Consider the following 22200-nt stretch of genomic DNA (forward strand, 5'->3'; position numbering starts at 1 on the left):
TTTACGAGTTCAGTATAACGGTTGCCGGACTAAATTTCAGTAACCTCGGCTCAGATCGACTTGATGACTTGCTAATTGACCGTTTAATACCAAGGCTTGGAGGTTTTCATTAAAAATTTTAAAAACTTGGTCGCGCAAATGAGGAACCGTGCCGGAAATGTGAGGTGTCAACAAAACCTGATCCATGTCCCAAAGCGGCGAGGTTTGCGGCAATGGTTCAGGATCGACCACGTCAAGAACAGCAGCACGCAACTGCTGGGATTGCAACGCTTGAACGAGTGCCGCTGTTTCAACGGACGCCCCGCGGCCGATGTTAACGAAAATTGGCTGCCGATCGAGAGCAGCAAAGAATTCTTCGTTGTAAAAATATCTGGTAGCAGGCGTGAGCGGCAGTGCGTTAATCACAATGTCAGCCGTTCGAATCACCCGCTTTGTCTCGGCATCGGTCACGACATCCTCAAAGCCAGCTGCAGGCCGACCATGGGCACTGACACCAATCGTATGCAATCCTAGTGCTTGCAACTTGGAGGCAATCGTCGAGCCAATATGGCCGGTTCCGAAAATAACCACCGTTAACCCCTTCAGTAGCGTCATTGGCGGCCGTTCCTGACGCAATGTCCACATCTGGCGCCCTGCGCGAATCGCCGGTAGGATGCCACGACTGATGGTGAACAAAGCGCCGAGCACATATTCAGCGATCGGTTCTGCGTGAATGCCGCTGGTATTGGCCAGTAAGACGTGATGCTTGGCAAAATCAGCGAGCGGTAAATAGTCAACACCAGCGGACATTGCCTGGACAAACTGCAGATGGTCATAATTAACCGTTGCTGAGGCTGCATGCCAGCCGTAAATGACATCGATTTGCTGGGTGGTCGTTGCGTCCAGTTGGTCTTCTTCGATCACGGTATGCCCGGCTTTTTCCAATGCCTGCCGTTGCGCCGGTTCAAGACTGAAGCTATTTAGAATCTTCACGATTCATCCCTCTTTTCTGTTGTGATGGTGCCAATTGGGTTTACCCCAATATTGGAAAAGATCGGTTCGGATTGTGCCATTGTATAGTTTGCGGCGTTTGGTTGCTTTGCTGCCATAGGCTTTCTCAAAGCCCATGTCGCTCGTTAGAATGTATTTGCTCCAGGTGGTCAAAGGCGCAAAAGCCCGACCCATTTCCGCATATAGGTGGCGGACGGCCGCTTGATCGCTTAGACGTTGGCCATAAGGCGGATTAGCCACTATGACGCCATTTTCTTTAGTGGTCGTGAAATCTTTAACCGCCAACTGTTTAAACTGAATACTATGAAGTAAGCCTGCTTGCTGGGCGTTTAATTTGGCCATGTCAATCATGTCACCATTAATGTCACTCGCCTGAATATCAAGTTCTCGGTCAAAGTCTGCCTGATCCATAGCCTGATCTTTGGTAGTCTGCAACACGTTTTGATCAAAAAAGCCGAAGTTTTCAAATGCGAAGTGTCGTTGTAAGCCAGGCGCCAAATGATGGCCAATCAAAGCCGCTTCAATCGCGATGGTTCCGGAACCGGTTGTGGGGTCGACGAACGGCATATCAGGATGCCAGTTGGTGAGCAAAACCAGTGCCGCCGCAAAGTTTTCTTTCAGCGGTGCCTCCCCTTTGGCAATCCGATAGCCGCGTTTAAATAAGCTGGGACCGGTTGTATCCAGCGTCAGTGTTGCCACATCTTTTAAAATCGAAACTTCAAGCGGATACTTAGCTCCGGTTTCGGGTAAACGGGTGGTGCGGTGGTAAACGGCCGACATTTTCTCGACAATCGCCTTTTTGGTAATGGCTTGCGCGTCAGGCTCAGAATGCAGCTGTGAGCGAACCGCACGGCCTTCAACTGGGAACGCCGCATCTAGTGGCAAATACTGATCCCACGGCAACGCTTTGACGCCTTCAAACAATTCATCAAAAGTGCGTGCCTTGAACTGACCGACCACGATTTTGATTCGATCGGCACTGCGCAACCAGACGTTGGTTAAGGCAATGGTTTGATCATCGCCTTGAAAATACACTTTGCCATTTTCGGTTCGGGTCTCGATGCCCAGAGCTTTTAGTTCCTTGGTCGTAACAGCTTCCAGTCCTGCTGCCATGGTTGCGACGAGTTGATATGTCATGACGTGATTTCCTTTCAAAATGCCGGTTTAAAGAATGATGTTCAGGTTTAGTTTAACTTTTTTTGGCGGGGTTGGCGATGTTGGATTTTAAGGTGGGGGGAATTGTTGGTGACGGGATGTTCTTAGGAGCCTGCGTGTGTAAGGACCTTGGTCGCAATGGCAAAGACCGCCATCACGCCCAAGGCCACTTACACTCCGGTTTCTAAGCGGGCTGGCTCGCGCTCACAAAAAAACAGCCCGAGTCTCCCCGAGCTGTGCCTGCATGTAGATCCCTATAAGCCATGTTTTGTTCCAGAGCCTGTTCAGGCGCAGGTTCCTTCAGTCATCATCTATCTCAGCGTTGCCGCTGTATTGCCGTCGCTTCAGTTTGCTTGGCAAAACGCCCCTACCAAAAGTTTGGGTTACTCGCTCGCGGGGTTTACCCGTTCCACCGTTTAGGTTTCCCTGAACGTTTCGTCACTGTGGCACTTTTCAGACCTACTGGCGCATAGTCGAAACCTTAGCGCGGTTGGTCGCCGTAACCGTTGACACGGTCCCTAAGCTTATTGGGCTTAGCACGAACACTACAAGCATCGCAGCTTGTGCGGGCATGGACTTTCCTCAGCCTGCAGATGCAGACCGCGATCACTCAGGATCTACATGTGATCATCAATATTGGTCAACGTCGGAATGGCTGTTGTCATCGTGGGTATCAGCGCTACCGCTATCCGACAGCTTTGAACCAAAAACATGACGCTCCAGATTACTCAGACGTTTAAGAATATCATAATTTGTGGCGGCAGCGTTGGTTTGCGGTGTCTGCGCACTGACATTCTTGGAAACACTCAGCTGTTTGGTTAGCTCATCGACCCGACTAAACAGCTTTGCATTTTCTTCTTTCAGTCGATCAATCTCGTTAGTAAAAGCTTCATAATCACGAATGATGCCGTCTAAAAATTCATCGACTTCATCCGGATCATAACCGCGAACCTTATTCTTGAACTTCTTGTCCAAAATATCTTTAGGTCCGTACTGGATACTAAATTTTGTTTCTTTGTTACTATCCATTCCGACACACCTCATTGTTTTCATGGAACCAGACTAACAATAAGCTTACCATATCTCAATCGTTTTGAAAATGCTCATTTTCCGCTTCTGCCATTTCTTGGGCAGTGTCTTCCAAATCGTCCATCGTAATCAACGTGACCGGATAATCACGCCGTTTTGCCATATCTTCGGCAGCGCGGTAATCCCACTGCGGCTTACCGGGAAACTCCGGATCGTAAACAATCACCGCAGCATCCGTGTGTGCGGTCATGAACCGCGTATAACCCTGTAACTGTGCTGGTCGTTGATATGGCGCCTGCGAAACCGCGTCGGAAAAATCGACTTGCTGGCGTAGTGCGGCCAATTGTCCCTGATTGGCTTCATTCCATTTTGAGCCAAAATCCGTAAACGGCAGCATCATCGCAATTTTAAAGTCGGGATACAATGGCTTCAGCGTTAAAGCAACCTCGATTGCCCACTGCTCAACGCCTAATTGGCCGCCGGTAATCAGCCAGTTCAGGCCTTCATCCAGATACTGAAGCAGTGTGTTTTTTAATGAAGTTTTAAGGACTTTTAGCTTCGGGTCCTGATTGCCAAAGACATTGAGTTCATAGGCACGGTATCCGGTTATCCACAATCGTTTTCCAGCCATGATTTTCCTCCAAATATTAGGCCAACGCGGTTGATATTGGTATAATAGCGCCAGGAGTGTGATCGCATGACCATTCGTTATCCCAATGGTAATCCATACAAAGACGGGACGCAATTATCACCGGATCCCGTTTCGCGCCCAACGATTTATGGCGGGCGTGGGATGACATTAGAAGAAGAACTTAATCTCAGTAATCAGTATTATCGCAGTGTTGACAAGGCGGTCGTGTATAAAAAGCCGACGCCTGTGCAAATTGTAAAAGTCGACTACCCCAAACGTAGCCAGGCGGTGATTCGTGAAGCCTACTTTAAGACCCCTTCCACCACAGATTATAATGGGGTTTATCGTGGTTATTACCTTGACTTTGAGGCCAAGGAAACCAAGAATAAGACAAGCTTCCCGCTAAAAAACTTCCATCAGCACCAGATTGATCATTTTCGGCGTTGCTTGAAGCAAAACGGGATCTGTTTTGTTGTGATTCGATTTGCGACAATTAAGCGGCTTTTTGTTTTTCCGGCAAGCCGATTAATCGCATGCTGGGATCACCAGAGCACCGGTGGCCGTAAGTCGATTCCTTTAACAAAAATCATTCAACACGGATTTGAACTCCATCCGCAGTTGCAACCGGTCGTGCCGTTTCTTGACGGGGTTGACTGGTTGATCGAAACGAAAGTAGGTAATTTGCGTGGCTGATAATCAGAACATGTCGCGAATGGCGCGACGCCGCGAAGATAAACTCACTAATGGACCCAAGCCGCCCAAGAAATTGTGGCGGCGTATTCTCAAGTGGACATTGCTTGGACTGCTTGTCCTCTTCATTGCAGGCGTGGGCCTGTTCTCTTGGTATGCCAAAGATGCCCCTGAAGTCACCCAGGCGAAGTTGGAATCAGGCGGTTCCAGCACCATTTATGATCGCAGCGGAAACGAGATCACGACGCTTGGACTCGAAAACCGTGATTACGTGAAAGCTTCCGAAATTCCGCAGCGGTTGAAAGATGCCGTTGTTTCAATTGAAGATCGCCGATTCTACGATGAAAAGTTAGGCATTGATCCGGTTCGAATCATCGGCGCCGCCTTCAACAACCTGACCGGAACCAGTGACGGCCTTCAGGGTGGCTCAACGCTGACCCAGCAGCTGATCAAGCTATCTGTTTTTAGTACCAAGTCGTCTGACCAAACCCTGCGCCGTAAAGCTCAAGAAGCTTGGTTGGCGATGCAGGTCCAGCAAAAATACAGCAAGGATCAAATTTTGGAGTACTACATCAACAAAGTCTTCATGAATTATGGTCAGTACGGGATGAGCACCGGCGCCAAGTTTTATTTTAATAAATCGCTCAAAGATCTGACGTTAGCGCAGACGGCGTTTATTGCCGGCCTTCCGCAAAGCCCTGCCGGTTATGATCCTTACAAATATCCGCAAAAGGCAACCCAGCGCCGCAATGCGGTTATTGATGCGATGCTGCGGGACAAGAAGATTACAGCAGCAGACGCTAAAAAGGCCAAGGCTACGCCGATTACGGATGGCTTGCAGCCGAAACAGCAGCAAACTAATACCACGACCAATGACAAGATTGTCGATTCTTACCTCACCCAGGTGATAGCCGAAGTGAAGAAGAAAACCGGGTTAAATCCGTATACTGATAATCTGGATATCTATACCAATATTGACATGAGTGCTCAGCGCCGGTTGTATGACATTGTTAATACCGATGACTATGTGAACTTCCCTGATGATTCTTTCCAAACCGGGGTTACCATGACCGATCCGGATAATGGTGAAGTGCTGGCACAGATTGGTGGCCGTAAAACCGGCGATGTTCGCCTTGCCTATAACCGCGCGGCGCAAAACACCCGCAGTAATGGGTCAACCATGAAACCACTCATGGATTATGGCCCGGCAATTGAATATCTGAACTATTCCACGTATGAGCAAATGCTGGATGAACCTTACCAGTATCCGGGAACCAGTATTTCCTTATATGACTGGGATAAAAAATATCAAGGCCGGATTTCCATGCGGACCGCCCTCGAACAATCACGGAATATTCCGGCAGTCAAAACTTTGAGCGCTGTCGGTATGACCAACGCCGTGAAGTTCCTGAAAGGCTTGGGCATTGATTTGCCAAGTTCGGAACAATACCTCTCAAGTGCGATTGGCGCTTCGGTTAACACGGTTCAAGAAGCCGGCGCTTATGGCGCGTTTGCAAACGGCGGCACGTATTACAAACCGTATTACGTCAACAAGGTTGTGAGTGCTGACGGCAACACGCAGACCTTCAACAGTCAAGGAACGCGCGCGATGAAGTCCAGTACCGCGTATATGATTACCGACATGCTGAAAGGTGTCTTGACCAAGGGTACCGGTACCGCGGCAGCTATTTCCGGACTTCACCAGGCCGGCAAAACCGGGACCACCGATTACAGCGATGCCGAACTTAAACAAAATCCGGCGTTAAACGCAACGGGAATTGCTAAGGACGCTTGGTTTACCGGATATACGCGCAATCGGGTCATTTCGGTTTGGACAGGCTACGATAAACCGACGTCGCATGGCATTAGTTATGCTGAGCAGGAGATCTCGCAGAAAATATACAAAGCGCTGATGAGTTATACCTCACAGAATCTGGATAATCGCGACTGGACCAAACCAGATACGGTTGAATCCTACAACATTCTAAAAGGCAGCAATCCAGGAACCGCGATTACTGGCGGCTCAGGTAATACAACTAAGGAACTGTACGTCCGTGGTCATGGGCCAAGCAGCCGTAAAGCCGTCGCTGAGTCATCGTCTTCAAGCACGAGTTCCGAATCCTCGTCTTCTCATGCCAGTGATGAAAGCTCAAGCAGTGAAGTTTCCGAAAGTGTTGAATCAAGTGTTTCCACACCGAGTGTCACAACGCCAAGTGCCTCGCAGGCTTCACAAGAAGAATCATCTTCAAATAGTACGCCTTCATCGGCAAGCGGTGGTGGCTCCTCTAGCGGCAATCAGTAAGGCATTTAAACTGCCGACTGAATACTAAAAAGCTCGACGTTACTGCCAAATGTTTTGGCGGTGGCGTCGAGTTTTTTTGACGTGGAAACTTGATTGGATTTTGGACCCTTTCGAGTTCACACTTCATGTCAAAAGGCCCCACTACTTTGATGCAGGCACATCAAACAGTGGGACCTTTTCTATAACGTTAATCTTGTGGTGCTAAGTGTAAGACATCTAAATGATGTTGTTTTAACAACGCCTCACCATATGGGTCATTGCGATAGTCGTGCGCGTAAACAATGCGCTTAATCCCGGCTTGAATCAAAGCTTTGGTGCAATTCAGACACGGGAAAAAGTTCACGTAAACGGTTGCGCCGTGGGTACTGACACCGTTGGCTGCGCATTGGATAATTGCGTTCATCTCTGCGTGAATCGTGCGAATGCAGTGGCCGTCACGCATTAAGTGCCCTGCCTCATCACAATGCGGATCACCACTGATGGCGCCATTATAGCCTGTGGCAATAATGCGGTGTTCCTGCACTAAAACAGCGCCAACCGTGGCCCGCTCACAAGTTGACCGTTCCGAAACTTGTTGCGCGAGTTCGAGAAAATAATGATCCCAACTTTCGCGGTGAACGCTTCGTTTAGATGGCACAATTTTATCTGTCAATGCTTAGCTGCCTCCTTAAGCGGCGCGTAATGCTCTGCTAAAAATGACCATTCGGAACCGGCCGGTATTTTTGGGTCGCGGGCGCGTAAATGCTCGCGACCAAAACGAATCAGGCTGCGGTGCAACTTGATCCAGGTAGACTTCGGCATTAATGCTTCCAGTCGCTTCTGAATCTGAACTGGCGTGGCCTTAGGCGAAACTAATCCCAACCCCTTCACAATCCGACTGACATGTGTATCGACGGCCACGCCAGGAATGCCGAACGCATCGCTAAGTACGACCGTCGCCGTTTTCTTGCCGACCCCTGGCAGCTTAACCAAATCAGCTGCATCAGCTGGGACCTTGCCGGCATATGACTGAACCAAAATGGCACTTAATGCTTTTAAGTGGGCCGCCTTCGTACGGTACAACCCGAGTCGGCTGATTTTTTCGGCAATATCCGTCACCGGCGCAGCGGCCATTGCTTCCGGAGTTGGATAAGCCGCAAACAATGCCGGGGTGACAGCATTGACGGCAACATCTGTCGTTTGCGCCGACAGCATCACCGCTACCAGAATTTCAAAGGGATTTGTCGCGTGTAACGTCGGTTCGGGATCAGGATATAGTGCCATGATTTGGTTAAACAATTGCCTAGCCTCTGCGTCAGTCATGAATGCGCCTCCTAGTTGGCTTTCACCGCTTTTACTCGATGAAAGTATGATCTGATGTGATGGTGAATCTAAAGCTCCTGATGCCGCTTAATGTCAGCTTGGACTTGTTGTGCGGTTGTGAGATGGCGGCGTTCCCAGTTTAGCAAAATGCGATCCATATATTTTAATGAGTACGCCGAATTCAAAACCGCCTCGCGTAATGCCAACAAAATGACCTCCGGCAGATAATGATCAGTGGTCAACCAATCCCGAATGGTTTCCTGCTCAATCGGGGAAAGCGGCCGGCCAAATTCAATTTCGATTTGGTTGAAAACGTTTGTCTGGGCATCGGCATTTGGTTGCGTCATCGCCGTGCTGGCGGTTTGGCCGCTATTCGGAATCTTTGCAAGTAGCGGACTGAGATCATAGTAATCACGCATCCGCCCTTGATTGTCAGGAACGCTTTCCAGCACGATCGCCTTTTTTTGAATCAAGGTTTCAATGGCTGTGTAAATCGCGTTAGGTGCGACATTCATCTGGTTGGCTAATGCTTTGAGATCCGGTGCCTGATGATGCTCGGATTGCCATTGGTCCAAAAAAAGATACGTCAGAAATTCTGTCTGTGTCAGCCCCAATGCTGGATAATGGTCAAACAGCAGGTTCGAGACACTGAACTGCCCTGCTTCAGTGTAAGTCCTTAAATCAGTCATTTTTGTGACCCTCCAAAAAAAGCCGGCGCGTTGGCGTCCGACTTTTGCGTGCCATTACGGCTTCAAACGATTGATCATGCGTGGGAATGGAATGGCTTCGCGTAAGTGATCCAGCTTGCAGATCCAGGTAATTGCCCGCTCCAGACCCAAACCAAAACCGGAATGCGGCACGGATCCATACTTGCGCAAGTCTAGGTACCATTCGTATTCATCCAAATCAAGCCCGGCTTTTTCGATGGCAGCCTTTAACGTGTCATAATCGGTTTCACGTTCGGAACCGCCAATGATTTCACCATAGCCTTCAGGTGCCAGCATATCGGCACAGACATATTGCTGCGGGTCATCCGGATCCGTCAACATATAAAACGGCTTGATGTTTTTCGGATAATTCAAAACAAACACCGGCTGATCGAATTGGTCAGACAGGTAGGTTTCTTCAGGCGAACCAAAATCATCACCATACTTCACATCCATTCCGGCATCCTGCAGCATTTCGATCGCTTTTTTATAGCTGATGCGGGGGTATGGGAGCTTGGTGTATTGTTTGAGGACTTCAGGATCGCGACCGAGCAAATGCAACGGATAACTGCAGTTGTCCAACACCGCCTGAACTAAGTAAGCAACATAACGCTCCTGAACCTTGAGGCTTTCTTCCTGATGACAAAAGGCCATTTCCGGTTCGATCATCCAAAATTCAGTCAAATGACGGCGGGTCTTGCTCTTTTCCGCCCGGAACACAGGACCGCAAGTGAAAACTTTCCCATAAGCCATTGCCCCCGCTTCAGCATACAGCTGGCCGGATTGACTGAGATAAGCTTTCTTATCAAAGTAATCGGTCTCAAACAGTTCGGTTGTGCCTTCCGGTGCCGAGTCGGTCAAAATTGGCGGGTCCATTTTAATAAAGCCTTCGTTGTTAAAGAATTCAAAGGTTGCCCGGATCATTTCGTTACGAATTTGTTGAATGGCAAATTGCCGTTTGGACCGTAACCAAAGATGGCGGTGATCCAGTAAAAATTCAATCCCGTGTTCCTTAGGGGTAATCGGATAATCTTCAGAGTCGCCGACAAGTTCAATATCGCGCACTTCAATTTCGTAGCCAAAATGACTGCGGCTGTCTTGATGAATAACACCGGTGATCCACATGCTGGACTCTTGGCGCAGCTCCTTGGCGAGTTTAAACACTTCATCAGACACGTCGGCTTTAGAAACAACGCCTTGAAAATACGCCGAGCCATCGCGTAACTGAAGAAAGGCAATCTTGCCAGAGCTTCGTTTGTCAGTCAACCACGCGCCAATTTTTACTTCTTCGTTTACATGTTCCTTTGCATCAATGATGCGAATCTTTTCGGTCATGCCTTAACTCCCCACTTTAAAAATATAAAATTATTTCCGGACAAATTCCTGAATGCGCCGCGCTGCTTCGCGCAGACTGTTAAGATCTTTACAATAACTGATGCGCGCATGATCCGGCATCCCAAAGGCGCGCCCAGGAACAATCGCAACCCCGGTTTCATTCAACAGTGCGCTAATAAAATCATCAACGGTGCCATAATGGCTCAACTGCGCTGCTCGCTTAATATTCGGGAAAAGGTAAAAGGCCCCTTGTGGCTTTTCGCCCATATCAAACCCAGGAATTTCGGCTAGCAGATCATAGAAAAGATTGAGCCGTTCTTCAAACGCCTGGCGCATCTTTTCGACAACGCTCTGGTCACCGGTAAGCGCCGCTACTGCAGCGTATTCGGAGACGGCTGCAGGATTGGAGGTGGTATGGCTGATAAAGGTTGCCATGGCTTGCATGAGCTTTTCCGGACCCGCCGCATAGCCGATTCGCCACCCGGTCATGGCGTAAGACTTGGAAACACCTGAAATTAAAACCGTATTATCTGCAATGTCAGGATCAATACTGATCATGGATGTATAGGATGTGCCATTATAAATCAGATCCCGATAAATATCATCAGTGACCACCAGAATGTGATGTTTTAAGGCCCAGTTGCCGATTAAGGTCAATTCGGTGCGATTATAGACGACACCGCTTGGGTTTTGCGGCGAATTGATGATCAACGCGCGCGTTTTGTCCGTTCGCGCAGCTTCAAGATCATCAACGCTGACTTTATGGCCAACTGCTGGCATGACCAAGTGTGGGATGCCGCTGGCTAATTTAATCTGTTCCTCATAGGAAACCCAATACGGAACCGGAATCAACACCTCATCACCTGGATTTAAATAAATCTGGAATAAGGCGTACAAAGCAAACTTTGCCCCAGTGGTCGCAACAATCTGACGCGCCGGATAGCGAACCCCATCCTGGGCAAAAATCCGATCGCTGATGGCTTGTTTTAATTCCGGAATACCGGTTGCTGCCGTATAAAAGCTAGCATTGCCGGCTTGAATGGCAGCAACTGCCGCGTCATCGATGGCTTTGGGGGTCGGAAAATCCGGCTGACCGATCGACAAGTCAATCACATCGGCGCCTTTCGCCTTCAGTTCCTTAGTCTGATTACTTAATGCTAATGTCGCGGACGGTGCAACGTTGAGGATTCTTTTTGCTAAATGCACGAGGGCGCCTCCTACAGTGTCGACACCACTCAGGATGTCGAATCATGCTAATTTATAGATTTTTGATCGCGTTCAGCTGTTCGCCGCTGCGAAAACTGTACGTCACGTAATTCAGTTTACCAGACTTTGACAGATAGCCAATATCCCAAACGAATTCCGAGCCACGTTTACCTAAGGAAGCGTTTAAGATCTTCTTCGGGTTGTTGTCACTTGTCGCTTGTTGGATCGCCTGTTGCCGAGTGATACCGGATTTTTGGTTCAAAATGTCGACTTTACCGGTTTTTTTCTGAATAACGACGTAGACGGACTTATTTTTTTGCGTTCGTCCGGCAACGCTTAGGTAGCTTTTATCGCGGTTATACCACCAAAAGCCGTTAATCGTTTTCAGGTCGGCCCGATTGGTGGCAATTCGTTCAGCTTGGCTGCGTAATTGCTGATAAGGCGAGATACTTTTGGCATAAATACCGATAACCGCGATGATGAGAATGATGAGGCCGCTGATCAAGGAAAATTTGAGCCAATCAAAACGTCGGTGACGCCGCATGGGTTGTTCCCTCCTTTGTTGGGTGAGTGAGTTGTAAGTATAAGGTTGGCCGATGCTGCTGAAACGCGATCACCGGCGCAGGAGTCTGCGTGTAAGGACCTTGGTCGCAATGGCCTAAGCCCGGGCCATCACCCCAAGGCCACTTACACTCCGACTCCTAAGCGCGCCGGTTCACGCTCTTAGCCACATTTTGACATACTCTGGCATATCGTTTAGAGGCATGGTCATGGGTTTAATATTCGGTAAGGATTTTTGCATCTTTTTACCGTATTGCGTAGTGATGAAGCGCGGATCCAAGATGACGAAAGCACCGCGGTCGGTTTCGGTACGGATAAGGCGGCCGAAGCTTTGGCGTAAGCGAAGCGTTGCCCGTGGCAGTGCATCGTCGGTGAATGGATCGCCGCCGCTGGCTTTGATTTGCGCATAGCGGGCCTTGGTGATGGGCGCTTCCGGTGCGTCAAACGGTAACCGGGTTAAGATGACCATTTCGAGCAAGCGATCAGGATAGTCGATACCTTCAAAAAAGCTGGCTGCGCCTAACAACAAGCTCTGTTCGCCGACCGCAAAGCGCTTGGCAATCTTTTCCGCCGAGCCGGTCACGCCTTGTGCCAACAGTTCTTTGTGGTCGGCAATGGGGCGATGGATCAGTCGTTGATAAACCTCCTCGATCACCGCCAAAGAGTTGAATAACACAATGGTTTGATGGCGATTATCAGCAAGTAGCTCAATTGCCTGAGCAAGGTAGTCCGCATAGGCTGATGCTGACACCTCACTGGCGTTTGGCACATCTGTCGCAACCAACACCTTGGCTTGGTCACGATAATGAAACGGACTGCGGAGTTTCAGAAAACTCGTTTCCGGCAACTCAGGGTAGCCTAGTTGCCGGGTCAAAAAATCAAAGGAGCGGGCAGCCGTCAACGTTGCGCCGACGAAAACCGGTGCCGTAAATTGACGAAGTAACTGTTGCACCGCTGCCCCAACCTGAAAAACATCCCAACTTAAGCCTAAGCTTGCCACATCCTTCACCTGGCTCAAGGTAATTGACGCAACGGCAGCCCGGCCGTTGATTAGCTCCGGCAATCGTCGAAGCATTTCCTGCAGCCGATTGCGTTGATCAGCCAAACTCATGCGCAATGCTGCTAGTGCCTGAAAACGTTGACCGTCACTTTTTAAAAAGAACCGTGGCCGTTGATTAAAATCAGCCGTCAGTTTATCTGCCGTCACTGTCAGCCGACCAATGACTTTGATTAATAGTTTAACCTTATCCGACTGAGTTTCACGCAGCCAGTCGACGGCGGCCGGATCCAAACTTAAATTGACAAAACCAGACATCGCCGTCGTTTTACCGTGGAAAAAGTGCCGGTAGATGTCTTGCTGCAAAGTGGTGACGGTTGTTTGCGCCGTTTCCGTTAACTGATGTAGTTGTCGCAGAACCATTTGCATCGCCGGCTCGCTTTGATAGACCGCAACTAAGGAGTGAGATTCATCGGGATCGCTTAACTGCCATAGATGGCGCAATTGACGCCGCAAATGGCCTAACGCCATATGTTGGGCGAACGCTGCTGCGGTGTTATCCGCAAAATGCTGTGCTTCATCCACCACCAAAAATGGCTGTCCACCTGCAAGTTGCTCGACATGGCGCGCAAGAAAGGCATGATTCGTGACCACAATTACCGCTGCGTCCATGGCCGTTTGGAGACGTCGATAAAAATCCAACGTGTAAAACGGATTGGTAAACGGCGTCCCGACATCGCCGGTGTGCCGAATCTGCAAAAACAACGGCGCACGATATGTCGTCAGATGCAACTCGTCCAAATCGCCTGTCGTCGTCTGGGTCAGCCAAACCAGCAATTTCATTTGCAGTAACTGGGTTTGCCGGGTCGGTGCTTCCTGATGCAGGCTGGCAGCAAATTTATTTAGATCCAGATAATGCTGCGGGCTTTTAACTTCCACACTTGGCACCGTGCGCCCTAGCAAGTCGTTGAGGGCCGGAATGGCTTTCTGCATCAGCTGGGTTTGCAAAACCAATGTTGGCGTTGCAATAACCAGTTTGTGCTCAGGGGTCGCAGCGTAAGCATAAGGTAAGAGATAGCCTAATGTCTTCCCTAACCCTGTCCCGGCTTCTACAAATAACGGTTGCTCAGGTTGATGCGTATGGGCAAAGATGGCATCCATCATTTTGGCTTGTGCCTTGCGAAACCGATAACGCGGTTGCAACAGATGCTTTTTGGCTAAGTCGGTTGCCGGATAGGTGCCTGCAAGTGCAAAGTCGGTTGTCGGTGTCACAGGGCGCCGTAGTACTAACGAACCGACTTGAACGTATGCTTTTTTAAGCGGCCTCGGCGGTGTCGCAATCAGGTTAAGGTAATCGCCGGTTTCCCGAATAAATCCACCGCGATGCTGAATTAGCGCCTGTTGGGTCGGAGTTGGCAGTTCCTGAAATCGTTTGGTTAATTGTAATAGCAATTTGCCGGTGCTGATCGCGTCGCTGTCGGCTTGGTGTGGATTATCGTGTTGAATGGCCAGATACGCGGTTAAATCACTCAGGCGAAAACTGCTGATTTCCGGCAGTAGAACCTGCGCCAGTTCAACGGTATCAATAGCCTCCAACTGCAATTTTGGCAAGCCGACCCGTTCAAATTCCGCATTCAAAAATGGATAATCGAAATTCACGTTGTGCGCAACAAAAACCGTGTTTGTCAGCAAGTCGTGTAAAACCGGTGCCACTTCGTCAAAATACGGTGCTGCGACTAACCGATCGGGATTAATCCCTGTCAACCGTTGAATGGTCTGCGGCACCGAGCGATCAGGATTAACCATTTGTGAAATTGTTTGAATGATTTTGCCATGGCGCAACAAGGCGCATCCGAACTGAATCATCCGGTCGCCATCTTTGACGCTGGTGCCGGTTGTTTCCAGATCGACCACAGCAAACGTGGTGTCAGCATTCATAAATTCTTATCCATTCCCGTCTAAACATACTGCGTCTATCATACTATTTCCCGATGGGGTTCGCCACCAAATCAACAATCGTACCGGTTCGCAACAGAACCAGATAACGATGATTAACCGGTTTGGGTTGCAGCCGGGTCAATGCCTGTGCATAAAGGTTCAGCTGACCGCGATAACGCGCCACTAATACTTCGGGATTAGGTTCGTGATCCGTTTTATAATCAAAAAGCGTCACCCCTTCAGCATCACTGACGAAACCGTCAATAATCCCGTGAATCAAGACGTCTTCGCCGGGATCATCTTTCAAACCTTCGAATAAACGATCCGCTGGCAACAACATGGAAAATGGCACTTCCCGATGAACCTGCTGCGGTTTGGCCTGCAACAGGCGACCCAAGTCAGTTGCAAAAAACCGCACTAGAGCGGACAAGTCGATACGAGTAGCCACTTCCTGTGGGATGGCACCCGTGGTTATCAGATGGTGCCGTAAATCTTCAAGGCTTGTATGGGTAACCGGTTGTGTCAAGTCTACCAGTTGCAACAACAAATGGGTAGCCGTGCCGACAGCAGTTGCACTGACGCCACCTGATGATTGGGTTAGAAATACCGGTGCGGCTAAATCTCCCAGCGGCGGTTGGGGTCCCAAAAACCGATCGGCACTCACCAGTTCCATCGTATCCGGGTCATCAAAGGCCCGTTTAATTTCCGAGACACTTTGGAAGCCGGCAGTGGTGGTAGCGGCCTGAAATGGATACTGCTGCTTGAACCAGCTGTTTAAGTCGAGTGACGGCGCTTCAGCCGGAGCTGATTTTGTAGCGGTGGCCGCCGGTTTGACTTGCGGATTAACCTCGATTTCAATGGCAAATTCGGTTGAATCACCGATGAGAGCAGGCTTTACGGTAGTTTCGGCTAAACCTTTGACTTGGGGATGACGAATCAGTGCCGGACCGATCCAATCTAGGTAATTCGTTGCCGCGCTGCGAACTTGGGGAGCCAGTACCAGTTGTTCGCCTTCTGCTTCTTTAGCCCATTTTGCCACCGTTTTGTCGGCAGATGTGAGTTGCTGGCCGCTCATCGTTGCCCCAACAACATATAGCCGTTGCTGCGCTCGGGTTAGGGCGACATACAGCAGGCGCATTTCTTCAGCAAGCGTCTGATTTTGGCGGGCGGCTTTTGCGGCCTGATACTGCGGTAATTCGTATTCAACCCGGGTTCCCGGATCCAGCCATTTAGCGCCGATGCCATTTTTGGTCAAAATGGCCGCGCCACGTTGATCACGTCGATTAAAATGTTTATTGGTTTGCATGACAAAAACGACCGGGAATTCGAGGCCTTTACTTTTATGAATCGTCATTAACCTAACCGCGTCTTGATCCGGATCGACTTGGGCAGGTGTGGCGAGATCCTGATCCTGTTTTTGCATGAGGGTAATGAAATGAATAAAGGCGAACAGGCCCTTAAATCCACCTGACTCATACGTTTGGGCCCGGTCAATCAAGGCTTGCAGATTGGCCTGGCGTTGACTGCCACCGGGGGTTCCGCCGACATAATCGAGAAAACCCGTTTCTTGATAAATCGCCCATAACAGGGTCACAAGGTCATTTTCGCGTGCAAGGTCGCGAAAATGTTTTAATTGCTGGAAAAATTGCGTGAGTGTTGCGTGGGTTTGCTTGGCTAGCGGCGTGGACGGTGTCGCAGCCAAAAAGGCAGTGACCGCATCATAGTAAGGAACTTGTTTGGCTGCTAGGCGAATGAGCGCTAGTTGATCCGCTGATAGTCCGACAATTGGCGAACGCAAAACCGCAACTAATGGAATATCCTGCTTGGGGTTGTCAATAATCTTAAGCAACGCAAGCATGACCATCAGTTCGGTGGTTTTAAAGAAGTTCTTCGTATCTGCCACAAACAGCGGTACGCCGGCTGCAGCAAACTGTGTCTGGATCAGACTGTTTTGTGTGGTTTGGCGGGTTAACAAGGTGATGTCACGATAATGGATGCGGCGGTAAGCCTGTTGCTTCCGGTCCCATAATTTCGCCTCCGGATCCTCAACCAACCGTTGAATTTCCGCGATGACCATTTGGGTTTGACCGGTCGCGACATCTAAAGGTTCATCATCGTCTTCGCTTTCCGGTAAATCAGGTGCGTCAGTTCCGTCATCATCCTCATCTGAGGTGGCCTTGCTGTATAACAGCATTTTGACCGCCGGATGGCATTCGTCGTAATCCACGGCCCCATACTTCAAAGCGGCGCGATCATCATAGCTTAAGTCCCCTACCTCGGGATCCATGATCTGGCTGAAAATAAGATTGGTGAATGCCAGCACGTTCTTGGTTGAGCGGAAGTTCTCTGCCAGAATAATCCGTTCGGGAGCGGCAGGATCACTAGGTTGATCGGCGAAAGACTGATATTTGTGAATGAAGAGTTGCGGATCGGCTAATCGAAAGCCATAGATGCTTTGCTTGACATCCCCTACCATGAAGCGGTCACCAGGGTCAGAAGTGCTGACAGCTGCTAATAATGCTTCCTGCAGCGGACTGATATCCTGATATTCATCGACCATCACTTCATCGAAGCTAGCACGATAATTCTCGGCAATCGGTGCGCCGGTTTGGGGATCTTGTTGCTGCAGAATCTTCAACGCGTTATGGGCGATGTCGCTATAATCCTGGACATGACGATCTGCTTTTTCAGCGGTTAAGGCCGCCAAAAACTGTCGTGCCACTTTTGTCAACATTTGCATCATTGGCTGAACCGTCTGCAGCAGATCCTTGATTTGTTCACCTGTCAGTGCAAATTCCGGCGCAACTTGTTTTTGCCATGTGGTTTTGGCCGCATCACGTAATTGTTTAGCCGCTTTTTTGGTTGCTTTATCATTGTCATCAAGCCCTTTTCTGGCGCTCGACCATGTTTCAAATTGATGATCAGCCAAAACGTCGCGCACCGTGTCATAAGTTGGGGTGGCATTTTCCAATAAATGTTGCAGTGGTGCCAGATCGGCTTCGATTTGGCGCTGCCAGATCGGGTTCGGTAATTGATCGGCCAGTGCTGCTGCTTGGGTGAGATCTGTGGTGATTTGCAGCAATTTTTGTTTCATCTGCGGCCAGATTTGGGTGTTGAAGGTTTGCTCCCATGCCTCGGGTGCATACGGTTCGGCTAATTGACGCAAATAGGCTTCAGGATCGGTCGTCGCCGCTGCTTGACGCATTAGCTCAAACATCAAATCCTGGAGGCCACTATCATCACGGTCACCGCTAAAATTAGCCGTTAACTGTTCAAAGGCGGCCGCATCGTCACCTGCATAGAACTGCTCGCGTAAGTCATTCCAAACGCGTTCCTGCAACATATAACGTTCCGTTTCATCCGTGAGTAACCGAAAACCGGGATCAAGATCGATGACGTAATAGTAGGTTTGGACAATTTGTAGGCTAAAAGCATCCAAAGTACTGATCTTAGCCGCATTCACCATCGCAATCTGATTGGATAAATGGCGGCGATCTTCGGCATTGAGTTCGTGCCGTTTTTGCGTCAGTGTCTGTTTTAAAGCTGATTGAATTTTGGTTCGCATTTCGGCGGTTGCTGCGCGGGTAAAAGTGACGATCAACATTCTGGTGATATCGGCATGCTGTTTGAGGATCTTCTGAATAATCCGTTCAACTAACACCGTCGTTTTGCCGCTACCGGCAGAAGCAGAAACCAGCACATCATGGCCATGATGATCGATCGCTGCCTGTTGAGACGAAGTAAATTTTGTCATGATTGCGGTGTCTCCTTTTTAGAATCTGGCGTCTGCTTAGGGTCCGTTGTGAGGCGATTGACGACATCTTTCCGTTTTAATTTAGGAACATGATGATAGTGGTCAAATCCCGTTGCCGGATCAAAAAGCATGATACTTTGGTAATCACTGCGGCTGACGACTTCTGAGGATTGACCGTATTGGAAAGGTGCCAGGTCAATATTGCCGGAGAGAATTTGAGTGGCCGCATCGATGATCAGTGCTTGATTGTGTGCCAAGTAAGCGCGTAAATCATCCGGCGTTAAAATATTCGACTGGCTACGGTTGAAGCTCCCATCCTTTTTAAAGCCTAGCGGAGCGACCTCGCTAGCGCCGCCACTTTCCGGTGAAATCGTACGATCGACCGCGGCAAGTTCGTCACCATGATTGGCAACCAGAAAACCCAGATATTTGAATTTCTTGAGCCGCTCAATAACCGGTTCCAACGTCGGCGTGTATTGAAGCGTTGGATCCTGAAGATGGAAATACAGTGCGCCGGCCGGTACAAACGGCGGGTCGATAGGAACGTTTGTCATGGCTTCAATGTACGTCAGCATTTGCAAGGCAATCCCGTAATAGGCATCACTGTCATTAAACCGATGCTGGGTACTCTTATAGTCAACAATGATAAAGCGGCGCGCATTCGGTTCACGATAAACATCTAAGCGATCGATTTTGCCGCGAACGTTAACGCGGCCACCATGCGGCAACGGCCAGGATAACCCCGGCAAGCCTTTGGTGTCCCCGATTCGTCCAAATTGCAATTCGGTGCGTATCGGACGAAACCCACTGCGTTGTTGTTGCTGACGCATGTTGACCAGTACTTGGATCAGTAGCCGGCTTAAACGTCTGGTCAGATAGAGCATGCGATGCGTGCTGCCGAGAATTTCGTAGCCCGGCTGGCTGGCAATGTCTTCGACAAGTGGCGGAATGGCGGCAGCGATGACGGCTGGGTCAACGTCTGCCAGTGCCACATGTTCTTCGCGTAGTTGGGTCAAATAGCGATCCAGCACCGCATGAAACAGACTGCCGGTGTCGGCTGGTGAAAGTTCGAATTCCGGGCGCGGTTGCAGGAGCAAGCCGTACTTGAGAAAATATTCAAAGTGGTTCAGATAGTAAGTTTCAAGCCGGGAAACCGACACATTCATGTCCCGCCCGTAAAGTTGGATGGCTAAATCCGGATCAAGGTGCCCCGGATCATTTTGATAGGTTAAGCTACCGGCGAGGCGGCGGGATAACGTTGCCAAATCGGTTTGTTTCAACGCCGCCAAAACACTTTGCCACGCTTGACCCAACGGCAGCTTTTGTTGTTGGGCATCACCAGCAGCGCGCACAAAGTCACTCAACATTGCCCGCGGACTGCCTAAAACGGTTTCGACTGGCGTTGTCAGCGAAACCGGCGCCCAGGCGGTTGGCGTTAGGTGCAGTGCATTTCCCATTTGCTGAAGATAAGGTGAAGCCTGATTTTCGCTGTTTCCCTGGGCGTTTTGAACCGGATAGCTCAACGTCAATTCGTCTGACGCTGCCATGAAGCCCAGGTAGTTGATAAATGGATCGCCTAAAGTCGTTGCCGGTCCCTGTTCAGGCAAGAAGCGATCATCCGGCAATTGAGCAGCCAACAATTGGCGCTCCTCACTGTTCAACACGCCATCATCAGTGGGAACATCCGGCATGGCCGTATTGGTTGCACCAATGACGAATACATGTTTTGCCTTCGCTAGCCGCACCAATCCGGTTTCAGAAATAACAACCGCGTCAAGCGTCGCCGGGATCTGGGTGTACGTGGCACTGGCAAATCCCGCGGCCAGCAATTCGTGAAACTGCTCCCGGTCAAATTTGGCACTGCCCAAAATCGTGACATAGTCGTCCAATAACGCGGTAAAAGTGGTCCACGCCTGTTCATGGGCGCGGCTGCGGGTCAGATCACCGGCGTCACTGGCAGTTTGTCGCCAAGCGCGCAGTTGATCAACAACGCCATTTGCGTCCAACCAACGATACAGGTCACCTGCAGCCTCCGCCCCTGTTTTTGCGGTCTGCCACTGTTTTAGCAACGTTGGGACGGTTTGGGCGATCAACGTTTTAATCGCATTGATCTGCGCGGTTTTAGCAGCTTCCGGATCCATCTGCGGATCATCGGCGTCAGGATTGCGCTGAAAATAGCGCCATGCAGCTGGTTGCGTCCAGCGCTGCTTCCCGGCAATGCCCGTCCGCACTAGGTGGTTATCCGTTGTGTCCACTGCATCCCGAAATTCGGCCAGTGACATCCCTTCCGGCAACAATAGCTCCGTGTGCAGCAGACGCATGACATCTTGATACTGATAATCGTGTTTTTGAATCGCAAACAGACTTTCCATCAAGACAACTAGCGGATGGTCTTTCATCGGTCGTTGCAAATCAGTAAACTGCGGGATCGAAAATTCGGCAAAAATCGCCGGAATCACGGTTGCATAAGGCTCCAATCGTCGTGCTAAAATCAGGAAATCACGATAGCGCGCACCATGCCGAACTGCGCGATAAATGTGCTGAGCCACATGCCGCAGTTCCTGATACGGATCGGTCGCGATCGCCAAATGGATTTGCTCAGCGGTTTCAGAAGTCGGTGCTGTTGGTGGCTGCAGGTCCGTATTGGCCTCCCACCAATTTGCAACTTGTTGCATGCCGCGACTGATTTGACGCGGTGCCGCAAATCGATCCGGGCGAATCGGAACATGCAGCGTTTTCGCTTTTTGATAAAGCCGTTGGTAAAGTCGACCGGCGGGCAAAAATAAGTTAGGAGCAACTGGCGGATTAAGCGGATATGGCTTATTCAGCACTAACCCGAGCGTTACCTCGGCGGCTGTTTCGAGCATGGTTTCGACTAACGCAGACTCAGAAGCAGAAAATACGTTAAAATCATTGAGATAGATAAACGTATGGCTTAGGTCCTGCGTGCGCATGGCTTGCTGCAAGCCACTCAGTAAGCTTGCGGTCGTGGCATAAGGGCCGATTTCTGCTTCATATTGGTCAAGAATGATCCCCAGATCGCGCAACTTCGCGCGATGCCGATCACCGGGAGCTAAAGCCGATACCGTATGCATCAGATCTTCGGCCGTGATGCGGCCGATCATCAATTCGCTTAGTTGATCGGCAAGTTGCGTCACAAAACCGGTATGTTGCGCTTCGCCGGCATAAATGGTCAAGTCGTCTTGCCGATCAGCCAGAATTTTGGCCACCAACATGGTATTGCTTGCCTGATCAAGCCGTGGTTGTTGATAAAGTGGCGTGTTTTTCAAATAAAACCAGGCCAGACGCGAAAATGACAGTACCTGCACCCGACTCTGAGCGTACGCATCCGCCTCACCCTGTTGCAATTGGCGCAAGCGTTTGAGAAGATCGATTTCTGCTTCGAATTTAATATGGTTCGGCACTAAAAAGAAAATCTGATTTTGCGGATCAGCCGCGAGTTGTTCCTGGATCATAGCTGCCATGGTTTGAGCATGATCCCTTGTTGCGTCACCTAAAATAAACTGCAGCCCCATGCTGTGCCTCCTCAAGTTTCAATCAATGGTGATGATGACTTATGCTTTAGTCTAGCATAACTAAGTA

The 22200-nt window shown here is 49.8% G+C and carries 15 protein-coding genes and 1 other RNA gene; 2 read left to right on the top strand and 14 right to left on the bottom strand.

Annotation, left to right across the window (positions count from 1 at the left end; translation table 11 throughout):
- Window positions 1–36 precede the first annotated feature (36 nt).
- The 5 genes from LACPH_RS06855 to LACPH_RS06875 form a co-directional block, all read right to left on the bottom strand.
- Window positions 37–972, bottom strand: a complete 936-nt coding sequence (locus LACPH_RS06855) for a phosphoglycerate dehydrogenase (RefSeq protein ID WP_306387641.1) — start codon at window positions 970–972, stop codon at window positions 37–39.
- 3 nt (window positions 973–975) lie between these two features.
- Entirely contained in the window at window positions 976–2127 is a 1152-nt protein-coding gene (locus LACPH_RS06860) for a THUMP domain-containing class I SAM-dependent RNA methyltransferase (protein WP_306387642.1), read from the bottom strand.
- A gap of 270 nt (window positions 2128–2397) precedes the next feature.
- Window positions 2398–2763: RNase P RNA component class B (gene rnpB / locus LACPH_RS06865), an RNA gene on the bottom strand.
- Window positions 2764–2775: 12 nt separating this feature from the next.
- Complete coding sequence (gpsB, locus tag LACPH_RS06870; protein WP_010488257.1) at window positions 2776–3174, bottom strand: cell division regulator GpsB; 399 nt, start codon at window positions 3172–3174, stop codon at window positions 2776–2778.
- 55 nt (window positions 3175–3229) lie between these two features.
- Entirely contained in the window at window positions 3230–3805 is a 576-nt protein-coding gene (locus tag LACPH_RS06875) for an SLOG family protein (protein ID WP_049170408.1), read from the bottom strand.
- A gap of 66 nt (window positions 3806–3871) precedes the next feature.
- Here LACPH_RS06875 and recU point away from each other — a divergent pair, with 66 nt between their 5' ends.
- Complete coding sequence (gene recU, locus LACPH_RS06880) at window positions 3872–4498, top strand: Holliday junction resolvase RecU (protein WP_049170407.1); 627 nt, start codon at window positions 3872–3874, stop codon at window positions 4496–4498.
- A complete protein-coding gene (locus tag LACPH_RS06885; protein WP_306387643.1) occupies window positions 4491–6797 on the top strand; it encodes a PBP1A family penicillin-binding protein in 2307 nt (768 codons plus the stop codon). Before recU ends, LACPH_RS06885 begins: the two co-directional genes overlap by 8 nt.
- Before the next feature lie 187 nt (window positions 6798–6984).
- Here LACPH_RS06885 and LACPH_RS06890 read toward each other — a convergent pair whose 3' ends face one another.
- From LACPH_RS06890 to LACPH_RS06930, 9 genes are all read right to left on the bottom strand, one after another.
- Entirely contained in the window at window positions 6985–7449 is a 465-nt protein-coding gene (locus tag LACPH_RS06890; protein ID WP_306387644.1) for a deoxycytidylate deaminase, read from the bottom strand.
- Entirely contained in the window at window positions 7446–8099 is a 654-nt protein-coding gene (nth, locus tag LACPH_RS06895; protein ID WP_306387645.1) for an endonuclease III, read from the bottom strand. Before nth ends, LACPH_RS06890 begins: the two co-directional genes overlap by 4 nt.
- 68 nt (window positions 8100–8167) lie before the next feature.
- Window positions 8168–8788, bottom strand: a complete 621-nt coding sequence (locus tag LACPH_RS06900; protein WP_306387646.1) for a DnaD domain-containing protein — start codon at window positions 8786–8788, stop codon at window positions 8168–8170.
- A gap of 54 nt (window positions 8789–8842) precedes the next feature.
- Window positions 8843–10141 (bottom strand): asparagine--tRNA ligase, encoded by a 1299-nt coding sequence (gene asnS / locus LACPH_RS06905; protein ID WP_087912180.1) that lies wholly within the window; start codon window positions 10139–10141, stop codon window positions 8843–8845.
- 30 nt (window positions 10142–10171) lie between these two features.
- Complete coding sequence (locus tag LACPH_RS06910; RefSeq protein ID WP_025012399.1) at window positions 10172–11347, bottom strand: pyridoxal phosphate-dependent aminotransferase; 1176 nt, start codon at window positions 11345–11347, stop codon at window positions 10172–10174.
- A 52-nt stretch (window positions 11348–11399) separates the two neighbouring features.
- Window positions 11400–11891 carry a cell wall elongation regulator TseB-like domain-containing protein gene (locus tag LACPH_RS06915; RefSeq protein ID WP_025012400.1) on the bottom strand — a complete coding sequence of 164 codons (492 nt, stop codon included), beginning with the start codon at window positions 11889–11891 and terminating at the stop codon, window positions 11400–11402.
- A gap of 171 nt (window positions 11892–12062) precedes the next feature.
- On the bottom strand, window positions 12063–14843 hold the full coding sequence (locus LACPH_RS06920; protein WP_306387647.1) for a helicase C-terminal domain-containing protein: 2781 nt from the start codon (window positions 14841–14843) through the stop codon (window positions 12063–12065).
- 43 nt (window positions 14844–14886) lie between these two features.
- Window positions 14887–18597, bottom strand: a complete 3711-nt coding sequence (gene addA, locus LACPH_RS06925; RefSeq protein WP_306387648.1) for a helicase-exonuclease AddAB subunit AddA — start codon at window positions 18595–18597, stop codon at window positions 14887–14889.
- Window positions 18594–22133, bottom strand: a complete 3540-nt coding sequence (locus LACPH_RS06930; RefSeq protein ID WP_306387649.1) for a PD-(D/E)XK nuclease family protein — start codon at window positions 22131–22133, stop codon at window positions 18594–18596. The genes addA and LACPH_RS06930 overlap by 4 nt, the downstream gene beginning before the upstream one ends.
- Window positions 22134–22200: the final 67 nt, after the last annotated feature.

It is taken from the genome of Lacticaseibacillus parahuelsenbergensis (assembly GCF_030770265.1).
Lineage (GTDB): Bacteria > Bacillota > Bacilli > Lactobacillales > Lactobacillaceae > Lacticaseibacillus > Lacticaseibacillus casei.

Coding starts and splice junctions, on each gene's coding strand:
- recU (WP_049170407.1), top strand. CDS start 3,872: ATGACCATTCGTTATCCCAATGGTAATCCATACAAAGACGGGACGCAA.
- gpsB (WP_010488257.1), bottom strand. CDS start 3,174: ATGGATAGTAACAAAGAAACAAAATTTAGTATCCAGTACGGACCTAAA.
- LACPH_RS06920 (WP_306387647.1), bottom strand. CDS start 14,843: ATGAATGCTGACACCACGTTTGCTGTGGTCGATCTGGAAACAACCGGC.
- LACPH_RS06900 (WP_306387646.1), bottom strand. CDS start 8,788: ATGACTGATTTAAGGACTTACACTGAAGCAGGGCAGTTCAGTGTCTCG.
- nth (WP_306387645.1), bottom strand. CDS start 8,099: ATGACTGACGCAGAGGCTAGGCAATTGTTTAACCAAATCATGGCACTA.
- LACPH_RS06930 (WP_306387649.1), bottom strand. CDS start 22,133: ATGGGGCTGCAGTTTATTTTAGGTGACGCAACAAGGGATCATGCTCAA.
- LACPH_RS06860 (WP_306387642.1), bottom strand. CDS start 2,127: ATGACATATCAACTCGTCGCAACCATGGCAGCAGGACTGGAAGCTGTT.
- addA (WP_306387648.1), bottom strand. CDS start 18,597: ATGACAAAATTTACTTCGTCTCAACAGGCAGCGATCGATCATCATGGC.
- LACPH_RS06875 (WP_049170408.1), bottom strand. CDS start 3,805: ATGGCTGGAAAACGATTGTGGATAACCGGATACCGTGCCTATGAACTC.
- asnS (WP_087912180.1), bottom strand. CDS start 10,141: ATGACCGAAAAGATTCGCATCATTGATGCAAAGGAACATGTAAACGAA.
- LACPH_RS06915 (WP_025012400.1), bottom strand. CDS start 11,891: ATGCGGCGTCACCGACGTTTTGATTGGCTCAAATTTTCCTTGATCAGC.